16 protein-coding genes are annotated in these 16360 nt (G+C 66.8%); 2 read left to right on the top strand and 14 right to left on the bottom strand.

Annotation, left to right across the window (positions count from 1 at the left end; translation table 11 throughout):
- Positions 1-11 precede the first annotated feature (11 nt).
- The 13 genes from alaS to rlmE all read right to left on the bottom strand — a co-directional run bounded on the left by alaS (position 12) and on the right by rlmE (position 14751).
- On the bottom strand, positions 12-2660 hold the full coding sequence (gene alaS / locus AC5P8F_RS19945; protein ID WP_126411919.1) for an alanine--tRNA ligase: 2649 nt from the start codon (positions 2658-2660) through the stop codon (positions 12-14).
- A gap of 109 nt (positions 2661-2769) precedes the next feature.
- The gene (gene recX, locus AC5P8F_RS19940; protein WP_005409024.1) at positions 2770-3261 is read right to left on the bottom strand and encodes a recombination regulator RecX; all 492 of its coding nucleotides are present in this window, start codon (positions 3259-3261) and stop codon (positions 2770-2772) included.
- A 110-nt stretch (positions 3262-3371) separates the two neighbouring features.
- Positions 3372-4409 carry a recombinase RecA gene (recA, locus tag AC5P8F_RS19935; RefSeq protein ID WP_005412937.1) on the bottom strand — a complete coding sequence of 346 codons (1038 nt, stop codon included), beginning with the start codon at positions 4407-4409 and terminating at the stop codon, positions 3372-3374.
- 204 nt (positions 4410-4613) lie between these two features.
- Positions 4614-5249 (bottom strand): transcriptional repressor LexA, encoded by a 636-nt coding sequence (gene lexA / locus AC5P8F_RS19930; RefSeq protein ID WP_049442301.1) that lies wholly within the window; start codon positions 5247-5249, stop codon positions 4614-4616.
- A 210-nt stretch (positions 5250-5459) separates the two neighbouring features.
- The gene (gene ubiB, locus AC5P8F_RS19925; protein WP_032962195.1) at positions 5460-7142 is read right to left on the bottom strand and encodes a 2-polyprenylphenol 6-hydroxylase; all 1683 of its coding nucleotides are present in this window, start codon (positions 7140-7142) and stop codon (positions 5460-5462) included.
- 34 nt (positions 7143-7176) lie between these two features.
- Positions 7177-7671 carry a CinA family protein gene (locus tag AC5P8F_RS19920; RefSeq protein ID WP_005409020.1) on the bottom strand — a complete coding sequence of 165 codons (495 nt, stop codon included), beginning with the start codon at positions 7669-7671 and terminating at the stop codon, positions 7177-7179.
- Positions 7672-7790: 119 nt separating this feature from the next.
- The gene (hflX, locus tag AC5P8F_RS19915) at positions 7791-9101 is read right to left on the bottom strand and encodes a ribosome rescue GTPase HflX (protein ID WP_049405705.1); all 1311 of its coding nucleotides are present in this window, start codon (positions 9099-9101) and stop codon (positions 7791-7793) included.
- A gap of 14 nt (positions 9102-9115) precedes the next feature.
- On the bottom strand, positions 9116-9391 hold the full coding sequence (gene hfq, locus AC5P8F_RS19910; RefSeq protein WP_004152891.1) for an RNA chaperone Hfq: 276 nt from the start codon (positions 9389-9391) through the stop codon (positions 9116-9118).
- A 96-nt stretch (positions 9392-9487) separates the two neighbouring features.
- Positions 9488-10441: a tRNA (adenosine(37)-N6)-dimethylallyltransferase MiaA gene (gene miaA, locus AC5P8F_RS19905; RefSeq protein WP_014646715.1), complete on the bottom strand. Its 954-nt coding sequence runs from the start codon at positions 10439-10441 to the stop codon at positions 9488-9490.
- Entirely contained in the window at positions 10441-11337 is an 897-nt protein-coding gene (folP, locus tag AC5P8F_RS19900; protein WP_053495071.1) for a dihydropteroate synthase, read from the bottom strand. Before folP ends, miaA begins: the two co-directional genes overlap by 1 nt.
- A gap of 492 nt (positions 11338-11829) precedes the next feature.
- Complete coding sequence (locus tag AC5P8F_RS19895) at positions 11830-12015, bottom strand: hypothetical protein (RefSeq protein WP_014646713.1); 186 nt, start codon at positions 12013-12015, stop codon at positions 11830-11832.
- Positions 12016-12114: 99 nt separating this feature from the next.
- Positions 12115-14049: an ATP-dependent zinc metalloprotease FtsH gene (gene ftsH, locus AC5P8F_RS19890; RefSeq protein ID WP_005409015.1), complete on the bottom strand. Its 1935-nt coding sequence runs from the start codon at positions 14047-14049 to the stop codon at positions 12115-12117.
- Between the two features lie 69 nt (positions 14050-14118).
- Positions 14119-14751, bottom strand: coding sequence for a 23S rRNA (uridine(2552)-2'-O)-methyltransferase RlmE (gene rlmE / locus AC5P8F_RS19885; RefSeq protein WP_005409014.1), 633 nt, complete (start codon positions 14749-14751; stop codon positions 14119-14121).
- Between the two features lie 65 nt (positions 14752-14816).
- Here rlmE and yhbY point away from each other — a divergent pair, with 65 nt between their 5' ends.
- Positions 14817-15122, top strand: a complete 306-nt coding sequence (gene yhbY, locus AC5P8F_RS19880; RefSeq protein WP_014646711.1) for a ribosome assembly RNA-binding protein YhbY — start codon at positions 14817-14819, stop codon at positions 15120-15122.
- A 13-nt stretch (positions 15123-15135) separates the two neighbouring features.
- A complete protein-coding gene (locus AC5P8F_RS19875) occupies positions 15136-15510 on the top strand; it encodes an Mth938-like domain-containing protein (RefSeq protein WP_111205683.1) in 375 nt (124 codons plus the stop codon).
- Positions 15511-15537: 27 nt separating this feature from the next.
- On the opposite strand, the gene AC5P8F_RS19870 is transcribed toward AC5P8F_RS19875, so the two are convergent.
- Complete coding sequence (locus tag AC5P8F_RS19870; RefSeq protein WP_046429909.1) at positions 15538-16026, bottom strand: YqhG/Tai3 family protein; 489 nt, start codon at positions 16024-16026, stop codon at positions 15538-15540.
- Positions 16027-16360 lie beyond the last annotated feature (334 nt).

Genomic DNA, 16360 nt, shown 5'->3' with positions numbered 1-16360 from the left:
GGCAGGGTTCATCACAGGCGGGGGCTGACCCATTCGACGACTGCAGCCAGCGCAGTGGCAAGGGCGGGCCCGTCCTCGCCACCACCCTGGGCGAGGTCCGGGCGTCCGCCGCCCTTGCCCCCGATCTGACCGGCGATATGGGACAACAGTTCCCCGGCCTTGACTTTGCCCATTGCGCTGCCGTTCACACCCGCGACCAGGGCGGCCTTGCCGTCCTGGGCACCGGCCAGCACGATCACCGCGTCGCCCAGCTGCTGCTTCAGGCGGTCCATGGCGTCACGCAGGGCCTTGGCGTCGAAGCCCTCCAGGCGGGCAGCCAGCACCTTCACGCCGGCGACCTCGACGGCCTGGCCGGACAGGTCGGCCGTGGCACCGGCGGCGACCTTGGCCTTCACCGCCTCCAGTTCGCGTTCCAGCTGCTTCTGGCGCTGGCCGAGGGCACGGATCTTCTCGACCACGTCGGCAGCGCTGCCACCGAGCAGTTCAGCGGCCTCGGCCAGGCGGGCCTCTTCGGCGTCCACGTAGTCCAGGGCACCCTGGCCGGTAACCGCCTCGATGCGGCGCACGCCGGCGGAAACACCGCCCTCGGAGGTGATCTTGAACAGACCGATGTCGCCGGTACGGTTGACGTGGGTGCCACCGCACAGCTCGGTGGAGTAGTCACCCATCTTCAGCACGCGCACGTGCTCACCGTACTTCTCGCCGAACAGGGCCATCGCGCCGAAGTCCAGCGCTTCCTGCATGGCCATGGTGTGCACTTCAGCGGCGTTGTTGGCACGCACCTGCTGGTTGACCTTGCGCTCGATCACCGCCAGCTCTTCCGCGCTGATCGGCTGGAAGTGCGAGAAGTCGAAACGCAGGCGGTCCGGCGCGACCAGCGAGCCCTTCTGCTGCACGTGGGTGCCCAGCACTTCGCGCAGCGCGGCGTGCAGCAGGTGGGTGGCCGAGTGGTTGAGGATGGTGGCGCCACGGCGCTCGCCATCGACCTGGCCGGACAGCACATCGCCGACCTTCAGGCCGCCTTCGGACAAGGTGCCGACGTGGCCATGGAACTGGCCGGCGAACTTCTGGGTGTCCTCCACCGCCAGGCGCACGCCGTTGCCAGCCAGCACGCCGGTGTCACCGACCTGGCCGCCGGATTCGGCATAGAACGGGGTCTGGTTGGTGATGACGATGACCGAATCACCGGCATCGGCCGACTGCACCGGACGACCGTCCTTGAGCAGGGCCAGCACGCTCAGACCGTCGGCCTGCAGGCGGTCATAGCCCAGGAACCGGGTCGGGCTCAGCGTTGCCACCAGCTCGGCCGGCAGGGTCACGCCGCCGCCGAACTTGCCGGCCGCCCGTGCGGTTTCGCGCTGCTGTTCCATCGCGGCATCGAAGCCGGCGATGTCGACGGTCAGGTCGCGCTCGCGGGCAATGTCCTGGGTCAGGTCGAGCGGGAAGCCATAAGTGTCGTACAGGCGGAACGCGTCAACGCCCGGGATCACGCCATTGCTGGCCTTGCCGGCCACGTCCTCGAAGATCTTCATGCCGGCGTCGAGGGTTTCGGCGAAACGCTCTTCTTCGGCCTGCAGCGCACGGGTGACGGTGTCCACCGCCGCCGGCAGCTCTGGATAGGCCTCGCCCATCTGCTCGACCAGGGTCGGCACCAGCTTGCTGAAGAACGGCTGGCGCACACCCAGCATCCAGCCATGGCGCAGGGCGCGGCGGATGATACGGCGCAGCACGTAACCGCGGCCTTCGTTGGACGGCAGCACGCCATCGACGATCAGGAACGAACAGGCACGGATGTGGTCGGCAATCACGCGCAGCGACTTGTTCTCCAGGTCGGCGGTGCCGGTCAGCTCGGAAGCCTTGCGGATCAGCGCCTGGAACAGGTCGATCTCATAGTTGGTGTGCACGTGCTGCAGGATCGCCGCCAGGCGCTCCAGGCCCATGCCGGTATCCACGCACGGCGCCGGCAGCGGCACCAGGGTGCCGTCGGGCTGGCGGTCGAACTGCATGAACACCAGGTTCCAGATCTCGATGAAACGGTCGCCGTCTTCGTCCGGGGAACCCGGGGGACCACCGGCAATATGATCACCGTGGTCGTAGAAGATCTCGGTGCACGGGCCGCACGGGCCGGTGTCGGCCATCTGCCAGAAGTTGTCCGAAGCGAACGGCGCGCCCTTGTTGTCGCCGATGCGTACGATGCGCTCTTCCGGAACGCCGACCATGTCGCGCCACAGTTCGTAGGCTTCGTCGTCGGTCTGGTACACGGTGACCAGCAGGCGTTCGGCCGGCAGCTTCCAGACCTGGGTCAGCAGCTCCCAGGCCCAGGCGATCGCGTCCTTCTTGAAGTAGTCGCCGAACGACCAGTTGCCCAGCATTTCGAAGAAGGTGTGGTGGCGCGCGGTGTAGCCGACCTGGTCGAGGTCGTTGTGCTTCCCGCCCGCGCGCAGGCAGCGCTGCACGTCGGCCGCGCGCACGTAGCTGCGCTTTTCCGCGCCAAGGAACACGTCCTTGAACTGCACCATGCCGGAGTTGGTGAACAGCAGGGTCGGATCATTGCCCGGCACCAGCGGCGCCGACGGCACGATGGTGTGGCCTTTACCCTTGAAGAACTCAAGGAAGTCGCTGCGGATCTGGGATGTCGTGAATTTGGCGGATGCGTTCATTGGGGGCTGGCAGTCTGCGGGCCGGCGGACCCGGACCACCGGCCGCGTTGGCCAGGGTCGCGAGGGACCGCCGAAAACCTAAAGGGTATCAGGCCCGGCGCCGCCAGTCTCAGTCATCCGGGTCGTAGCGGGTCGCGCGGCGGATGCTGTCGCCGTCGAAGCCCCGCCGGGCCAGCAGATCGGCAGCCTTGCGCCGCTGCGTCAGGTCCTGCGGGCCGGCCTCGCCAAAGCGTCGGCGGACCAGATCACGGGCGTTTTCCTGCCAGTCGCCTTCGTAGCTGTCCATCGCTGCGGCAATCGCGGCACTGTCCAGGCCATGGGTCCCCAGCTCGGCGCGGACATGGATCGGCCCATAACCGGTGTTGGCGCGCATCCTCACCAGGTTCTCGGCAAAACGGGTGTCGTCCTGCCAGCCGGCCTCGGTCAACTTGGCGACAGCGGCCTGCGCGGCTTCGTCTTCGATGCCACGGGCCGTCAGCTTGCGGGTGAGTTCCTTGCGCGAGTGCTCGCGGCGGACCAGCAGGCCCAACGCCCGTTGCACGGGGGTCTGCTCGCGCGGCCGGCGCTTGCGGCCGGTCGGAATGTCTTCGGCGTCGGACATGGGTACTCCAAGGGTGGCGCCATCCGTGGCGCCCAGCCCATCCCTGGGCGATTCGAACCTGCGGGACAGGGCGACGTCACTGACGGCGCCACCCTGCCCCACAGCAAGCCTTATTCGTCTTCGCCTTCGTCGTCGCCTTCCTCGCGGGCCGCTTCGGCCGGCTGGAATTTCTCGCGCAGCTCGGCCTCGAGCTTGGCGGCGACAGTCGGGTTGTCGCGCAGGTAGCCGCGGGCGTTGTCCTTGCCCTGGCCAATGCGTTCTTCACCGTAGCTGTACCAGGCGCCAGCCTTCTCCACCAGCTTGGCATCCACACCCATGTCGATCAGCTCGCCTTCACGGCTGATGCCTTCGCCATACAGGATTTCGGTGATGACCTGCTTGAACGGAGGTGCCAGCTTGTTCTTGACGACCTTGATCTTGGTCTGGTTACCGATGATCTCGTCACCCTTCTTGATCGCGCCGATACGGCGGATGTCCAGGCGGACCGAGGCGTAGAACTTGAGCGCGTTGCCACCGGTGGTGGTTTCCGGGCTCTGGCCCGGCATCATCACGCCGATCTTCATGCGCAGCTGGTTGATGAAGATCACCAGGGTGTTGGAGCGCTTGATGTTGCCGGTCAGCTTGCGCAGCGCCTGGCTCATCAGGCGGGCCTGCAGGCCTGGCAGCTGGTCGCCCATCTCGCCTTCGATTTCGGCCTTCGGGGTCAGCGCGGCAACCGAGTCGATCACCAGGATGTCCACCGAACCCGAACGGACCAGCATGTCGGCGATTTCCAGCGCCTGCTCACCGGTGTCCGGCTGCGACAGCAGCAGGTCGTCCACGTTCACGCCCAGCTTGGCGGCGTAGATCGGGTCCAGCGCGTGCTCGGCGTCGATGAAGGCCGCGGTGCCGCCCATCTTCTGGCATTCGGCGATGGCCTGCAGGGTCAAGGTGGTCTTGCCCGAGGATTCCGGCCCGTAGATCTCAACGACACGGCCCTTTGGCAGACCACCAATGCCCAGCGCGATGTCGAGCATCAGCGAACCGGTCGGGATGGCTTCGACGGGCTCGACCACGCGGTCGCCCATGCGCATCACCGAGCCCTTGCCGAACTGCTTTTCGATCTGGCCCAGAGCTGCAGCGAGGGCGCGCTTCTTGTTCTCGTCCATCGGATTGGTCCTTGCAGAGGTCGTGTCGTTGGAGGTGCTGTCTTTGGGGGTCTTCTTTGCCATGGGCTCACTTTAAGTCGGACGTATCGCACAGGCTGAGATTCTGCCCGGCGCTCTGAAAAGAATTATCGGACATCCGTACCAACCTCAGTGGAACCAGAGAATCGCCACAAAAGACCGCGGGGTAATGCGCTACGGAACGGGTCAACGGTTGGGCCGCAACAGGCCGCAATAGAGGCCCTCGATCGCGAAGTCCTGATCCGGCAGCACCTCGATCGGCTTGTAGTCGGGATTGCGCGGCAGCAGGCGGATGCGATCCTTGGCGATCTTCAGCAGCTTGACCGTGATCTCGTCATCGATGCGGGCCACCACGATCTGCCCGGAATGGGCGTCGCGGGTGCGGTGCACGCCGATCAGGTCACCGTCGAAGATGCCCTCATCGATCATCGAGTCGCCCTGCACCTTCAGCAGGTAGTCCGGCGCCGGCGAGAAGAACACCCGGTCCAGCACCACGAAATCGTCCGAGCCGATGTCGGCACCGATCGGCAGGCCGGCCGCAACCCGGCCCAGCACCGGCAGCCGCAGCACGCTGTCGGCCAGGCCCGGCTCGGCCAGCTTCTCGACCGGCGGTGCCTGCACCAGGCGGATGCCGCGGGCCTGACCCGGGACGCGACGGATCGCACCGGCCTGCTCCAGGGCTTCCAGGTGGTACTGGGCCGCGCGCACGCCCTTGAAGCCGAATGCGCGTGCGATTTCAGTCTGCGACGGCGGTGCGCCTTCGCTCTCGATACGCTCGGCGATCAACTGCAGGATCGCCTGCTGGGTGTCGGTCAGGTCCATGGTTAGTAGTATTACTACTAATATGCGCGACTGCAAGTGCCGGGGCGATCGGGGTGGTGCGGGCTTGTTGGGCCGAGGCATGCTCGGCAGTCGCGCGAATGACGGGGCCGACCCAGGCAAGAGCAGCCGAGCATGGCTCGGCTCTACAGGAATCGCTGCGCGATTCTGCGGTTCCTGTGGAACCGCAACAGGCGCACTTCGTGCACCTGCCTACGTGTGCTTGCCGCTTCTCCATATCGAAACCAGGATCCATACGCCGCAGAAGCCGGCGCCGATGAATCCGCACACGCCCAGCGCCAGCAACCAGCGGCTGGAAACCCCGCCGACGCTGTGCATCACGATCGACGAGCCGATGATCAGCGCGGCCGTGATCACGCCCACCACCAGTCGGTTCGCGGCCCGGTTCACCTGCTCGCCAAAGCCCTGCAGCGCGGTGGTCTCCACCTTCAGCTGGAGGCGCCCACGGCGCGCTGCCTGGACCAGCTTGCGCAGGTCGCGCGGCAACTCGCCGGCGAAGTCGACCAGGCCCAACAGGCTGCGCCGGCCGCGCTTGAGCAGCGCCCTGGGCGCATAACGCTGCAGCACCACACGCTCCAGGAACGGGCGGGCGGCGCTGGCCATGTCGAAATCCGGATCCAGCTGCCGGCCCATGCCTTCCAGGGTAAGGAAGGCCTTGATCATCAGTGCCAGGTCGGCCGGCAGAGTCAGGCTGTAGCTGCGCAGCAGCTGGGTGATGTCGCCCAGCATCAGGCCGATGCGCAGATCCTTCAGCGGCACGCCACGGTACTGGTCGACGAACTGGCTGATGTCGTGCTGCAGCCGGTTCTCGTCCACTTCCACGCCGCCGGCCCAGTCCAGCAGCACGTCGGCCACGCCCTGCGGGTCCTGCTCGACCAGGCCGTGCAGCAGTTGCGCGACCTGGAAGCGGCGCACTTCGGACAGCGCACCGACCATGCCGAAATCGATCACGCCGATGCGGCCGTCACGCAGGTAGATGATGTTGCCGGGGTGTGGATCGGCGTGGAAGCTGCCGTCCTCCAGCACCATCTTCAGCACGATGCCGGCACCACGCCGCGCCAGCTCGCGCCGGTCCAGGCCCGCCGCATCGACGCCAGCCAGATCGCGGCCGGGAATGCCGTCGACGAAGTCCTGCACGTTCAGGCTCTCGCAGGTCCACTGCCAGTGCACCTTCGGAATCAGTATGTCGTCACGGCCGCTGAAGTTGCGCGCGATGCGTTCGGCATTGCGGCATTCGGCGGCAAAATCCAGCTCGCGGCGCAGCGATACGGTGAACTGTTGCACGACCTCGGCCGGGCGATAGCGACGCAGGTCCGGCAACCGGGCCTCGACGATCTCGGCCAGCCGCGCCAGCAGCCGCAGGTCGGCCTCGACCACGTCACGGATGCCGGGACGCCGCACCTTCAGCACCACCTCACGACCATCATGCAGCCGGGCGCGATGGGCCTGCGCCAGCGAGGCGGCGGCCATCGGGGTTTCGTCAAGGAAGGCGAATACCTCCGCCGGCGACGCGCCCAGGTCGGCTTCGAGCTGCCCGCGGATCTCGGCGTACGGCAGGGCCGGCACCGCGTTCTGCAGTTCGGACAGCTCGGCAATCCACTCCGGCGGCAACAGGTCGACGCGCGTTGCCAGCACCTGGCCAAGCTTGACGAAGGTCGGGCCAAGATCCTGCATCGCACTGCGCACGCGCACCGGTGCGGTCATCCGCAGCAGCTCCTGCCGGTCCTCGTTCCAGTGCAACAGGCGCCCTGCCCGCTCCAGCGTGCTGGCCAGGCCGATGCGCCGAACCACGTCGCCGAAGCCGTAGCGGATCAGGACAACGGCGATTTCCTGCAGTCGGCCCAGGTCACGGACCGTGCCCAGCGTTTCCCACATCATGCGTGCTCCGGACGGTTACCGGAGCAGCATGTCACAGCTGGGCGTCGATACCGCGCAATGCCGCCGCCACGGTTTGCCGGCGGATGGCTTCGCGGTCGCCATCGAACTGGAACAGCTCGGCGCGGGCGTAGCCACCGCGGCGCTTCCAGCCGATCCAGACACTGCCGACTGGCTTGTCCGGACTGCCTCCGCCGGGGCCGGCGATACCGGTCACCGCCACGGCGATGCCGGCACCGGAATTGACCAGCGCACCGGACACCATCTCCAGAACGGTTTCGCGACTGACCGCGCCGAACTGTTCCAGCGTCTGCGCACGCACGCCCAGCAGGCGCTGCTTGGCTTCATAGCTGTAGACCACCATGCCGCAGTCGAAGAACGCCGAAGAACCGGCGATGTCGGTCATGCACTTGGCGATCCAGCCGCCACTGCAGCTTTCGGCCGTGACCAGCTGCAGCGAGGCCTGTTGCAGGCGCTGCCCGAGCGCGGCGGACTGGGCATTGAGATCGGCGTCGGTGGGGATGGACATCGGCATGACGGTGGGGTGAAGAACCCCGTTGTACCGCAGATGACAGCCGGATGTCGCGCCCCTCCGGCACGATTGCGTTGCCGGCCAGCGGCCGGCACTACCAGCCATGGGCCGCTAGCTCACCACTCCGGCAGTTTCTCCGGCAGCAGCGCCCGGATCGGCGCGCCATCGGCACTGGCGGCCAGCTTCTCGGCTTCGGCAATCGGCAGGTCCACCTGCAGCAGCCAGCCCTCTTCATCGGCCTGTTCGCTGCGGATCACTTCCAGCTGGTGCAGGCGCGCACGCAGGCGGCCGGCATCCGGCGGCAGGCGCAATTCACCGGTCACGTGCTGCAGGCCCAGGCGCTTGCCCAGCACTGCCTGCAGCAGCTCAAGGCCCTGCCCGTCACGCGCGGAAATCCAGACACGTTCACGACGCGACTCGTCGGGCACGCCATCCTGGCCATCGTGGCGGACGTCGGCACCGTCGATGCGGTCGATCTTGTTGAACACCAGCAGCTGCGGCAGGTCACCGGCACCGACCGCGGTCAGCACCTCGTCCACCTGGGCGATGCGCTCCTCGCGGTGCGGATCGGCGGCGTCGACCACATGCAGCAGGAAATCGGCCTCGCGTGCCTCGGACAGCGTCGAGCGGAACGCGGCGACCAGATCATGCGGCAGGTCGCGGACGAAACCGACGGTGTCGGCCAGCACCACGCTGCCGCCCGGGACCGCGATGCGGCGCACGGTCGGGTCCAGCGTGGCGAACAGCTGGTCGGCGGCATAGGCCTCGGCGCCCGTCATGGCGTTGAACAGGGTCGATTTGCCGGCGTTGGTGTAGCCCACCAGGGCCACGCGCGGCAGCTCGCTGCGCACACGCGCACGGCGCATCTGGGTGCGCTGCACTTCAACCTTCTCCAGGCGCTTCTGCAGCTGCTCGACCCGCTTCTGCAACAGGCGGCGGTCGGTTTCCAGCTGGGTTTCACCCGGGCCACGCAGGCCGATCGAACCGCCGCGCTGGCGCTCCAGGTGGGTCCAGCCGCGAACCAATCGCGTAGCCAGGTGACGCAGCTGCGCCAGCTCGACCTGCAGCTTGCCCTCGTGGCTGTGTGCACGCTGGGCAAAGATGTCCAGGATCAGACCGGTGCGGTCGATCACCCGGCGCTCGAGGAAGCGTTCCAGGTTGCGCTCCTGACCCGGGCTCAGCGCATGGTTGACCAGGATCAGGTCGGCGCCACTGGCATCGGCCGCGGCCTTGATCTCGTCCAGCTTGCCGCTGCCGATCAGGGTTGACGGATTCGGACGGTCCAGGCGCGCGGTGATCGTCGCGGCGATGCTGGCCCCAGCCGAGCGGGCCAGATCACCGAACTCTTCCAGCACATCGTCTTCCAGCTTGCCGAAATGGGGCTGGATCAACAGGGCGTGTTCGCCCTTTTTCGAGCGGTCAAACATTCACCGCTCCGGTATTACTCGTCTGCTTCATCACCTGCCTGACCACCTTCACCCGACTGCACGTAACCACCGCCCGGACCGACCTTCACGTTGCGTGCCGGAACCACCGTGGAAATGGCGTGCTTGTAGACCATCTGACTGACCGTGTTGCGCAGCAGGACCACGAACTGGTCGAACGACTCGATCGTGCCCTGCAGCTTGATGCCGTTCACCAGGTACACCGAAACCGGCACGCGCTCGCGCCGCAGTGCGTTCAAGAAAGGATCCTGCAGCGATTGCCCCTTGGACATTGCACACTCCTGATTATTGTTCTTATTGGGTTGCCGACGGTTGCCACGGCCCCCGAGCCGCCCGCCGACCGATGATGTTACACGGCTGGCGGGGGTTCAGCGTGCGACGAAGGCCGACACCGCGCCGGCAAGGCGCTCCTGGTCGATATGGGGGTCGAACCAGCGCGCATCAAGCTCGCCGCGCAGCCACGTCAGCTGGCGCTTGGCCAGCTGGCGGGTGGCGAAGATCGCCTTGTCACGGAAACGGGCGGCATCACCCTCCCCGTCCAGGTACTCCCAGGCCTGGCGATAGCCGACCGCACGCACCGCCGGCAGGTCCAACGGGGCCTCCACGGCGGCCATTTCCGGCATCGCGCGCAGTGCCCGCACTTCGTCCAGGAAGCCCTGCGCCAGCATGGTGTCGAAGCGCGCCTCGATGCGCTGGTGCAGTACCGCGCGGTCACGCGGGGCCAGGATCAGCTTGAGGGTGCGCACCGGCAGCGGCGCTACGCCCGGACGGCGCTGCCATTCAGTGATGGGCGTGCCGGTCAGGCGATAGACCTCCAGTGCCCGCTGGATGCGTTGCGGGTCGGTGGCATGGATGCGTGCGGCGGCGGCCGGATCGACCTCGGCCAGCTCTGCGTGCAATGCCGCCCAGCCCCGCTCGGCCGCCTCGGTGCTGAGTGCTTCGCGCATCACCGGGTCGGCCTCCGGCATCGGCGACAGGCCCTGCAGCAGGGCCCGGAAGTACAGCCCCGTGCCACCTGCCAGGATCGGCGTTTTGCCGCGTGCCACGATGTCGGCCACGACCCGGCCGGCATCGGCGGCGAACTCGGCCGCCGAATAGGTCTGCCAGGGATCGCGCAGGTCCAGCAGATGGTGCGGCGCCTGTGCACGCTCGGCCGCATCAGGCTTGGCCGAGCCGATGTCCAGGTGGCGGTATACCAGCGCCGAATCGACGCTGACGATTTCGCCGTCCAGTTGCTGTGCCAAAGCGATTGCGGTGGCGGTCTTGCCACTGGCGGTCGGCCCCATCACGGCGATCGCCAGCGGCCGCCGATCGACGCCCATCAGTCTTCGTCCGGCCAGAGGATCGTCGGCGCAGCGTCGGCACGGGGCGTCGGCACGGCCTCCACTGCCTGCCAGATCTTCAGCGCATCGACGGTGGCCGCCACGTCATGCACGCGCACGATGCGCGCGCCACGTTGGACCGCGATCAGGTGCGCGGCCACCGAAGCCGCCACGCGTTCGGAGGGCGTGTCGCGGCCAGTGAGTTCTCCCAGGCTGCGCTTGCGTGACAGGCCGGCCAGCACCGGCACCCCCAGTTCCAGGAAGCGCTCCGAACGCGCCAGCAGGGTCATGTTGTGGGCGGTGCTCTTGCCGAAGCCAAAACCAAGGTCGATCAGCAGGTTCTTCTTCGCGATGCCCGCCATCTCGGCAGCGAACAGGCGCTGCACCAGGAAACCATGCACCTCGGCGACCACGTCGTCGTAGTGCGGATCGGCCTGCATGTGGCCCGGCTCGCCCTGCATGTGCATCAGCACCACCGGCACGCCGGTTTCGGCGGCAGCTTCAAGCGCACCGCCCTGGCGCAGGGCGAAGATGTCGTTGATCATGCCGGCGCCAGCGGCCACCGCCGCGCGCATCACCTCCGGCTTGAAGGTATCGATGCTGATCGGCACCCGGGTGCGGGCGGCCAGCTGCTCGATTACCGGAATCACCCGGCGCAGTTCCTCCTCGACCGAGACCGGCGCAGCGCCCGGGCGGGTCGATTCGCCGCCGATATCGAGCAGGTCGGCGCCCTCCTCGACCAGCTTCAGGCCATGGGCGACCGCAGCCTCGGTGGTGTCATGCGCGCCGCCATCGGAGAAGGAGTCCGGGGTGACGTTGACGATGCCCATGACCCGGGCACGGTCGAGGCGCAGGATGCGGCCGGCGCAATCGAGCTGGGGCGAGGTATCGAACATGGGCAATCCTGCAGGGACGACGGCGGGTAGTTTAGTTCGGCAGGGCGGCGCCCTGCACCCGCAGAGGCCCGGGCTACAGCAACAGCTGAAGCAACAGCTGAAGCAACAGCCGAAGCAACAGCAGGTGTACTGAGGGATGGCGTGGGGTCAGATCCGTTTTCCTACGGAAAACGGATCTGACCCCGAATTGATTCGATATCTGACAGAGATTCATCCACGCATGGCGTGGATCTACCGTGTCGACCAAGGTCGACACCTGCCAACAGCGGCCGGAATCTGTCAGAGGTGGGGCGGTGTCGGAGGGCGGGGTGTCAGCCGTATGGATGCGGCTGCCAAGCCCCCATGGATGGGTTCACGGCGTCCCCGCCCTCCGACACCGCCCCACCAAATCGCGGAATGCAGCTGTTGCTGTTGCTGTTGCTGTTGCTGCTGAGGTTGCCGGCCAGCGGCCGGCACTACCGCGGGTGCAGGGCGCAGCCCTGCGGACACCCCTCAACGGCGGCGGCGCTTGCGGTCCACGTACAGGGTTCTGGCGATGCTCAGCACGATGCCGACACCGATACCCACCACGCAGCCCAGCAGCAGGTTGTCGGCGCCCAGCCCTACGCCCACGCCGACCACGGTGGCGATGATCATTTCGGCGGTGTGGGAAATCGGTTCAGGCTTCGGGGCGGACATGCAGGCTCCAGCATCAGTTCGGTTCGGAAGGGGCCGAAGGCCCGGAAACGACAAGGCCGGGTTTCCCCGGCCTCGTCTGGTGTCACGTGCAGCGGGCCGTCAATGCGATTCGGCCGGGCCTGCGATCGGCGGCAGCGGGCGGGCGTCGCCGCCCTTGTCGTTGCCACCGTCCTTGTTCGACTTGCTCCAGCCCGCCGGCGGCGGCGGATCGCGGCCTTCCATGATGGCGTCGATCTGCGGTGCGTCGATGGTCTCGTACTGCAGCAGCAGCTGCGACATCGCATGCAGCTTGTCGATGTTCTCGGTCAACAGCTGGGTGGTGCGGGCATAGGCCTTGTCGAGGATGTTGCGCACTTCCTCGTCGATCCGGCGCGCCGTGTCGTTGGACACGCTCTTGTGCTGGGTGACCGAACGCCCCAGGAACACCTCGTCGTCCTCTTCGCCATAGGCGATCGGGCCGAGCTGCTCCGACAGGCCCCACTTGGTGACCATGTTGCGGGCCATCTTGGTTGCGCGCTCGATGTCGTTGGAGGCGCCGGTGGTGACCTTGTCCTCGCCGAAGATCAGCTCTTCGGCGACACGGCCGCCGTACAGGGAGCACAGCTGCGACTGGATCGCCACGCGGTTCATCGAGTACTTGTCGCCTTCCGGCAGGTACATCGTCACGCCCAGCGCACGGCCGCGCGGAATGATGGTGACCTTGTAGACCGGATCGTGCTCGGGCACCAGGCGGCCGACGATGGCGTGACCCGCTTCGTGGTACGCGGTCAGGGTCTTCTCGTCCTCGCTCATGGCCATCGAGCGGCGCTCGGCACCCATCAGGATCTTGTCGCGGGCACGGTCGAAGTGGTCCATGCGGACTTCCTTCTCGTTGCCGCGCGCGGCGAACAGGGCCGCCTCGTTGCAGAGGTTGGCCAGGTCGGCGCCGGAGAAGCCCGGGGTACCACGTGCGATCACCATCGGCTCGACATCGTCGGCCAGCGGCAGCTTGCGCATGTGGACCTTCAGGATGTGCTCGCGGCCCTTCACGTCCGGCAGGCCGACCACCACCTGGCGGTCGAAACGGCCCGGACGCAGCAGCGCCGGATCCAGCACGTCCGGACGGTTGGTCGCGGCGATCACGATCACGCCTTCGCCGCCTTCAAAACCGTCCATCTCGACCAGCAGCTGGTTCAGGGTCTGCTCGCGCTCGTCATGACCGCCGCCCAGGCCGGCGCCACGGTGGCGACCGACGGCGTCGATTTCGTCGATGAAGATGATGCACGGGGCGTGCTTCTTGGCCTGCTCGAACATGTCACGCACGCGGCTGGCGCCCACGCCGACGAACATTTCCACGAAGTCCGAACCGGAGATCGAGAAGAACGGCACCTTGGCTTCGCCGGCAATGGCCTTGGCCAGCAGCGTCTTGCCGGTACCCGGCGGGCCCACCATCAGCACGCCGCGCGGAATCTTGCCGCCCAGCTTGGTGAACTTGGACGGGTCGCGCAGGAAGTCGACCAGCTCACCCACTTCTTCCTTGGCCTCGTCGCAGCCGGCGACGTCGGCGAAGGTGACCTTGATCTGGTCCTCGCCCTGCAGCTTGGCGCGCGACTTGCCGAAGGACATCGCGCCCTTGGCACCGCCGCCACCGCCCTGCATCTGGCGCATGATGAACAGCCAGAAGCCGATGATCAGGATGACCGGCAGGAAATTCATCAGGATCGCGCCCAGGGAAATGCCGCTGGACGGCTCCTCCTGCACGATCTCCACGTTCTTGGTGCGCAGCACGTTGATCAGGTCACGATCGAACGGCGCGGTGATGGTGGACGACTGCCCACCGCGGGTGGTGTAGGTCAGCTGGCTGGTGCCGCCGCGCATGTCGCCGCCGAAGGCGACCTTCTGCACGTTGCCGCTGTCCACCTGGTCCAGGAACTGCGAGTACGACGCGCCCTGCGCGCCGGCCCCGGAGGACTTCGGCGAGAAGCTCTGGAAGACCACCATCAGCACGACGGCGACGACCACCCATAGCAGGAGGTTCTTGGTCAAGTCGTTCATCCTCATTGGCTCCGGTGTTCCTCTCAGTGCTGGCGTTGCGTTGGGGTCGAACTTGCGTACGTTGCGAGCTTACTTCATGTGGGCGCGTTTTCCCTGACCCAAGGCATACACCTCGGGAGAGCGCTTGCGCGACGCCTCCGGCTTGCGGATGGAGACCTTGTCGTAACGGCGGCGCATGTCGCGCACGTAGTCGTCAAAGCCCTCACCCTGGAACAGCTTGATCAGGAACGCCCCACCGGTCTTCAGGTGGTTGTCGGCAAAATCCAGGGCCAGCTCCGCCAGGTGCATCATCCGCGGCTGGTCGACCGCACCCACACCGCTCTTATTGGGGGCCATGTCCGACAGCACAAGGTCTACCGGCTGATCCCCGAGCATGGCTTCAAACTGCGATAGGACGGCTTCTTCCCTGAAGTCACCATGAAGGAACTCCACGCCGGCCAGCGGCGGCATGTCCAGGATGTCCAGCGCCAGCACGCGACCGGTGTCGCCGATCTGTCTCCGGACCTGCTGAGACCAGCCACCGGGGGCCGCGCCAAGGTCGACCACCACCATGTGCGGCTTCAGCAGGCGGTCACGTTCGAGCAGCTCCTCGAGCTTGTAGGCGGCGCGCGAGCGCATGCCCTCGGCCTGCGCCTTCTTCACGAAGGGGTCGGAGAAGTGTTCCTTGAGCCAGCGCTGGCTGCTTTTGCTGCGGGTAGCCATTGAAAATAGGGGCTGATGGGGTCCTCATGATACCCTGATCGTCCCATTCAACCGTGTTTTCCTGCATGTCCATCGCCCTGACCGCCTCCCAGACCCGTTTCCTGCGCGGCCAAGCCCACGACCTGAAGGCCCTGCTGCAGACCGGCGGCAAGGGTGTGACCCCAGCCTTCATCGCTGAGCTGAACGAAGTGCTGGAGCGCCACGAACTGGTCAAGGTGAAGGTCGCCGCAGAGGATCGCGACGCCCGTGACGCGATGATCGGCGAGATCGTCGAAGCCACCGAAAGCGCGCTGGTGCAGCGCATCGGCCACGTCGCCGTGCTGTACCGCCCGAGCAAGGAACAGCGCCAGATCGTGCTGCCGCGCGGCTGATCGCCCTACCGTCATGCAGCTGAACCACGAACCGCCGGATTACGCCTACAGCCTGCGTGCCGCAGATGGCCGCTCGGCCAAGGTGAATGAGCAGGTGCTGGGCGGCAGTTTCTTCCTCACCCCGGACCAACTGGTCACGCACTGGCCGGTGGCAAGTGCCGCCGCGCTGCAGTTGGCGGACCTGGAGCCGATCCTGGCGCTGAATCCGGCGCTGATCGTGCTCGGCACGGGAGACCGTCAGGTATTCCCGCCCGCGGTGGTGATGGCCGCCTGTCTGTCGCGTGGCATCGGCCTGGAGGTGATGAACAATCCGGCCGCAGCGCGCACCTTCAACATTCTGGCCGGCGAAGGCCGCAAGGTCGCGGCCGCCTTCATCCTGGAAGGCTGAGTTCGAGCCGCCGGGTGCGCCCCGGCACTAGCTGCCCGAAGGTGTGCAGCGGAACGCGGAGAACGCCTGTAGCCGACCGATCAGGTTGCCACCCTGCCCCCAGCGGATATCCATGACCTTCCAGTCCGGGCCCTGCCGCTGCAGCAGGACCCGGTCGGTCCAGCGATAGTCGCCCACGGCCATGTCGACATGGACCCAGGTGGCGTCACCGCTCGATCCTGGCGCTCCCACCGTTATCGTCTCCGGCCGGTCCGGCGCCAACAGATACGGGCTCTGGTCGAGCATGTGCGGCTTCTCGTCGGGCGCGGCCAGTGCGGTGCAGGCCTGTTCATATGCACGCTGCGCATCGATGGCTGAGCGGAGGGCATCACCCAGCAGCGGAGCAATCGCCGTTTCGTTCGACTGCGGCGCCTGGATGGCGTCGTAGAGGCGGGTGACCACGTCACGTGGATCGCTGGCGGCGGTCGCCAACGGCGCGACGATGAGCAGCGCGAAAAGGGCTGTTGGGCGAGACATGCGGCACCGGATCGGGAGGCTGGTTCCGTTGAAGCATGCCGCTTCCCTGGCTTGTCGGGAAGCTTGAGATGTGCCACTCAAGGTCGCAAACGGCCACCCACGGCGGCCAGCGTACAGTGAGTCGAGCACGGCTCGACGCTACAGGTCGGGAACGCCGAGCATTGCCCGGCGCCACCCGATCCCACTGCCTCAACGCGCCGGCAGGTACTGCTGCGGGTCGACCGGCTTGCCGTTGTAGCGGGTGAGCCGGCGGTGTTTGCGGCCCATGGGCCGCACCGTCGGCGAACGCCCGGCGCGCTGCGCCGGGCCGGGGATCCGCCCGGATTATGAATCG

The organism is Stenotrophomonas sp. YJH_SMC_69, assembly GCF_059370495.1.
This window is presented reverse-complemented; position numbering and strand designations above follow the sequence as displayed.

Excerpts from the sequence above, each read along its gene's own strand:
- AC5P8F_RS19895 (WP_014646713.1), bottom strand. The coding sequence starts at position 12,015 with ATGTCCGCCCCGAAGCCTGAACCGATTTCCCACACCGCCGAAATGATC.
- AC5P8F_RS19870 (WP_046429909.1), bottom strand. The coding sequence starts at position 16,026 with ATGTCTCGCCCAACAGCCCTTTTCGCGCTGCTCATCGTCGCGCCGTTG.
- recX (WP_005409024.1), bottom strand. The coding sequence starts at position 3,261 with ATGTCCGACGCCGAAGACATTCCGACCGGCCGCAAGCGCCGGCCGCGC.
- AC5P8F_RS19920 (WP_005409020.1), bottom strand. The coding sequence starts at position 7,671 with ATGTCCATCCCCACCGACGCCGATCTCAATGCCCAGTCCGCCGCGCTC.
- recA (WP_005412937.1), bottom strand. The coding sequence starts at position 4,409 with ATGGACGAGAACAAGAAGCGCGCCCTCGCTGCAGCTCTGGGCCAGATC.
- alaS (WP_126411919.1), bottom strand. The coding sequence starts at position 2,660 with ATGAACGCATCCGCCAAATTCACGACATCCCAGATCCGCAGCGACTTC.
- hflX (WP_049405705.1), bottom strand. The coding sequence starts at position 9,101 with ATGTTTGACCGCTCGAAAAAGGGCGAACACGCCCTGTTGATCCAGCCC.
- rlmE (WP_005409014.1), bottom strand. The coding sequence starts at position 14,751 with ATGGCTACCCGCAGCAAAAGCAGCCAGCGCTGGCTCAAGGAACACTTC.
- hfq (WP_004152891.1), bottom strand. The coding sequence starts at position 9,391 with ATGTCCAAGGGGCAATCGCTGCAGGATCCTTTCTTGAACGCACTGCGG.
- lexA (WP_049442301.1), bottom strand. The coding sequence starts at position 5,249 with ATGGACCTGACCGACACCCAGCAGGCGATCCTGCAGTTGATCGCCGAG.
- folP (WP_053495071.1), bottom strand. The coding sequence starts at position 11,337 with ATGTTCGATACCTCGCCCCAGCTCGATTGCGCCGGCCGCATCCTGCGC.
- miaA (WP_014646715.1), bottom strand. The coding sequence starts at position 10,441 with ATGGGCGTCGATCGGCGGCCGCTGGCGATCGCCGTGATGGGGCCGACC.
- yhbY (WP_014646711.1), top strand. The coding sequence starts at position 14,817 with ATGTCCATCGCCCTGACCGCCTCCCAGACCCGTTTCCTGCGCGGCCAA.
- AC5P8F_RS19875 (WP_111205683.1), top strand. The coding sequence starts at position 15,136 with ATGCAGCTGAACCACGAACCGCCGGATTACGCCTACAGCCTGCGTGCC.
- ubiB (WP_032962195.1), bottom strand. The coding sequence starts at position 7,142 with ATGTGGGAAACGCTGGGCACGGTCCGTGACCTGGGCCGACTGCAGGAA.
- ftsH (WP_005409015.1), bottom strand. The coding sequence starts at position 14,049 with ATGAACGACTTGACCAAGAACCTCCTGCTATGGGTGGTCGTCGCCGTC.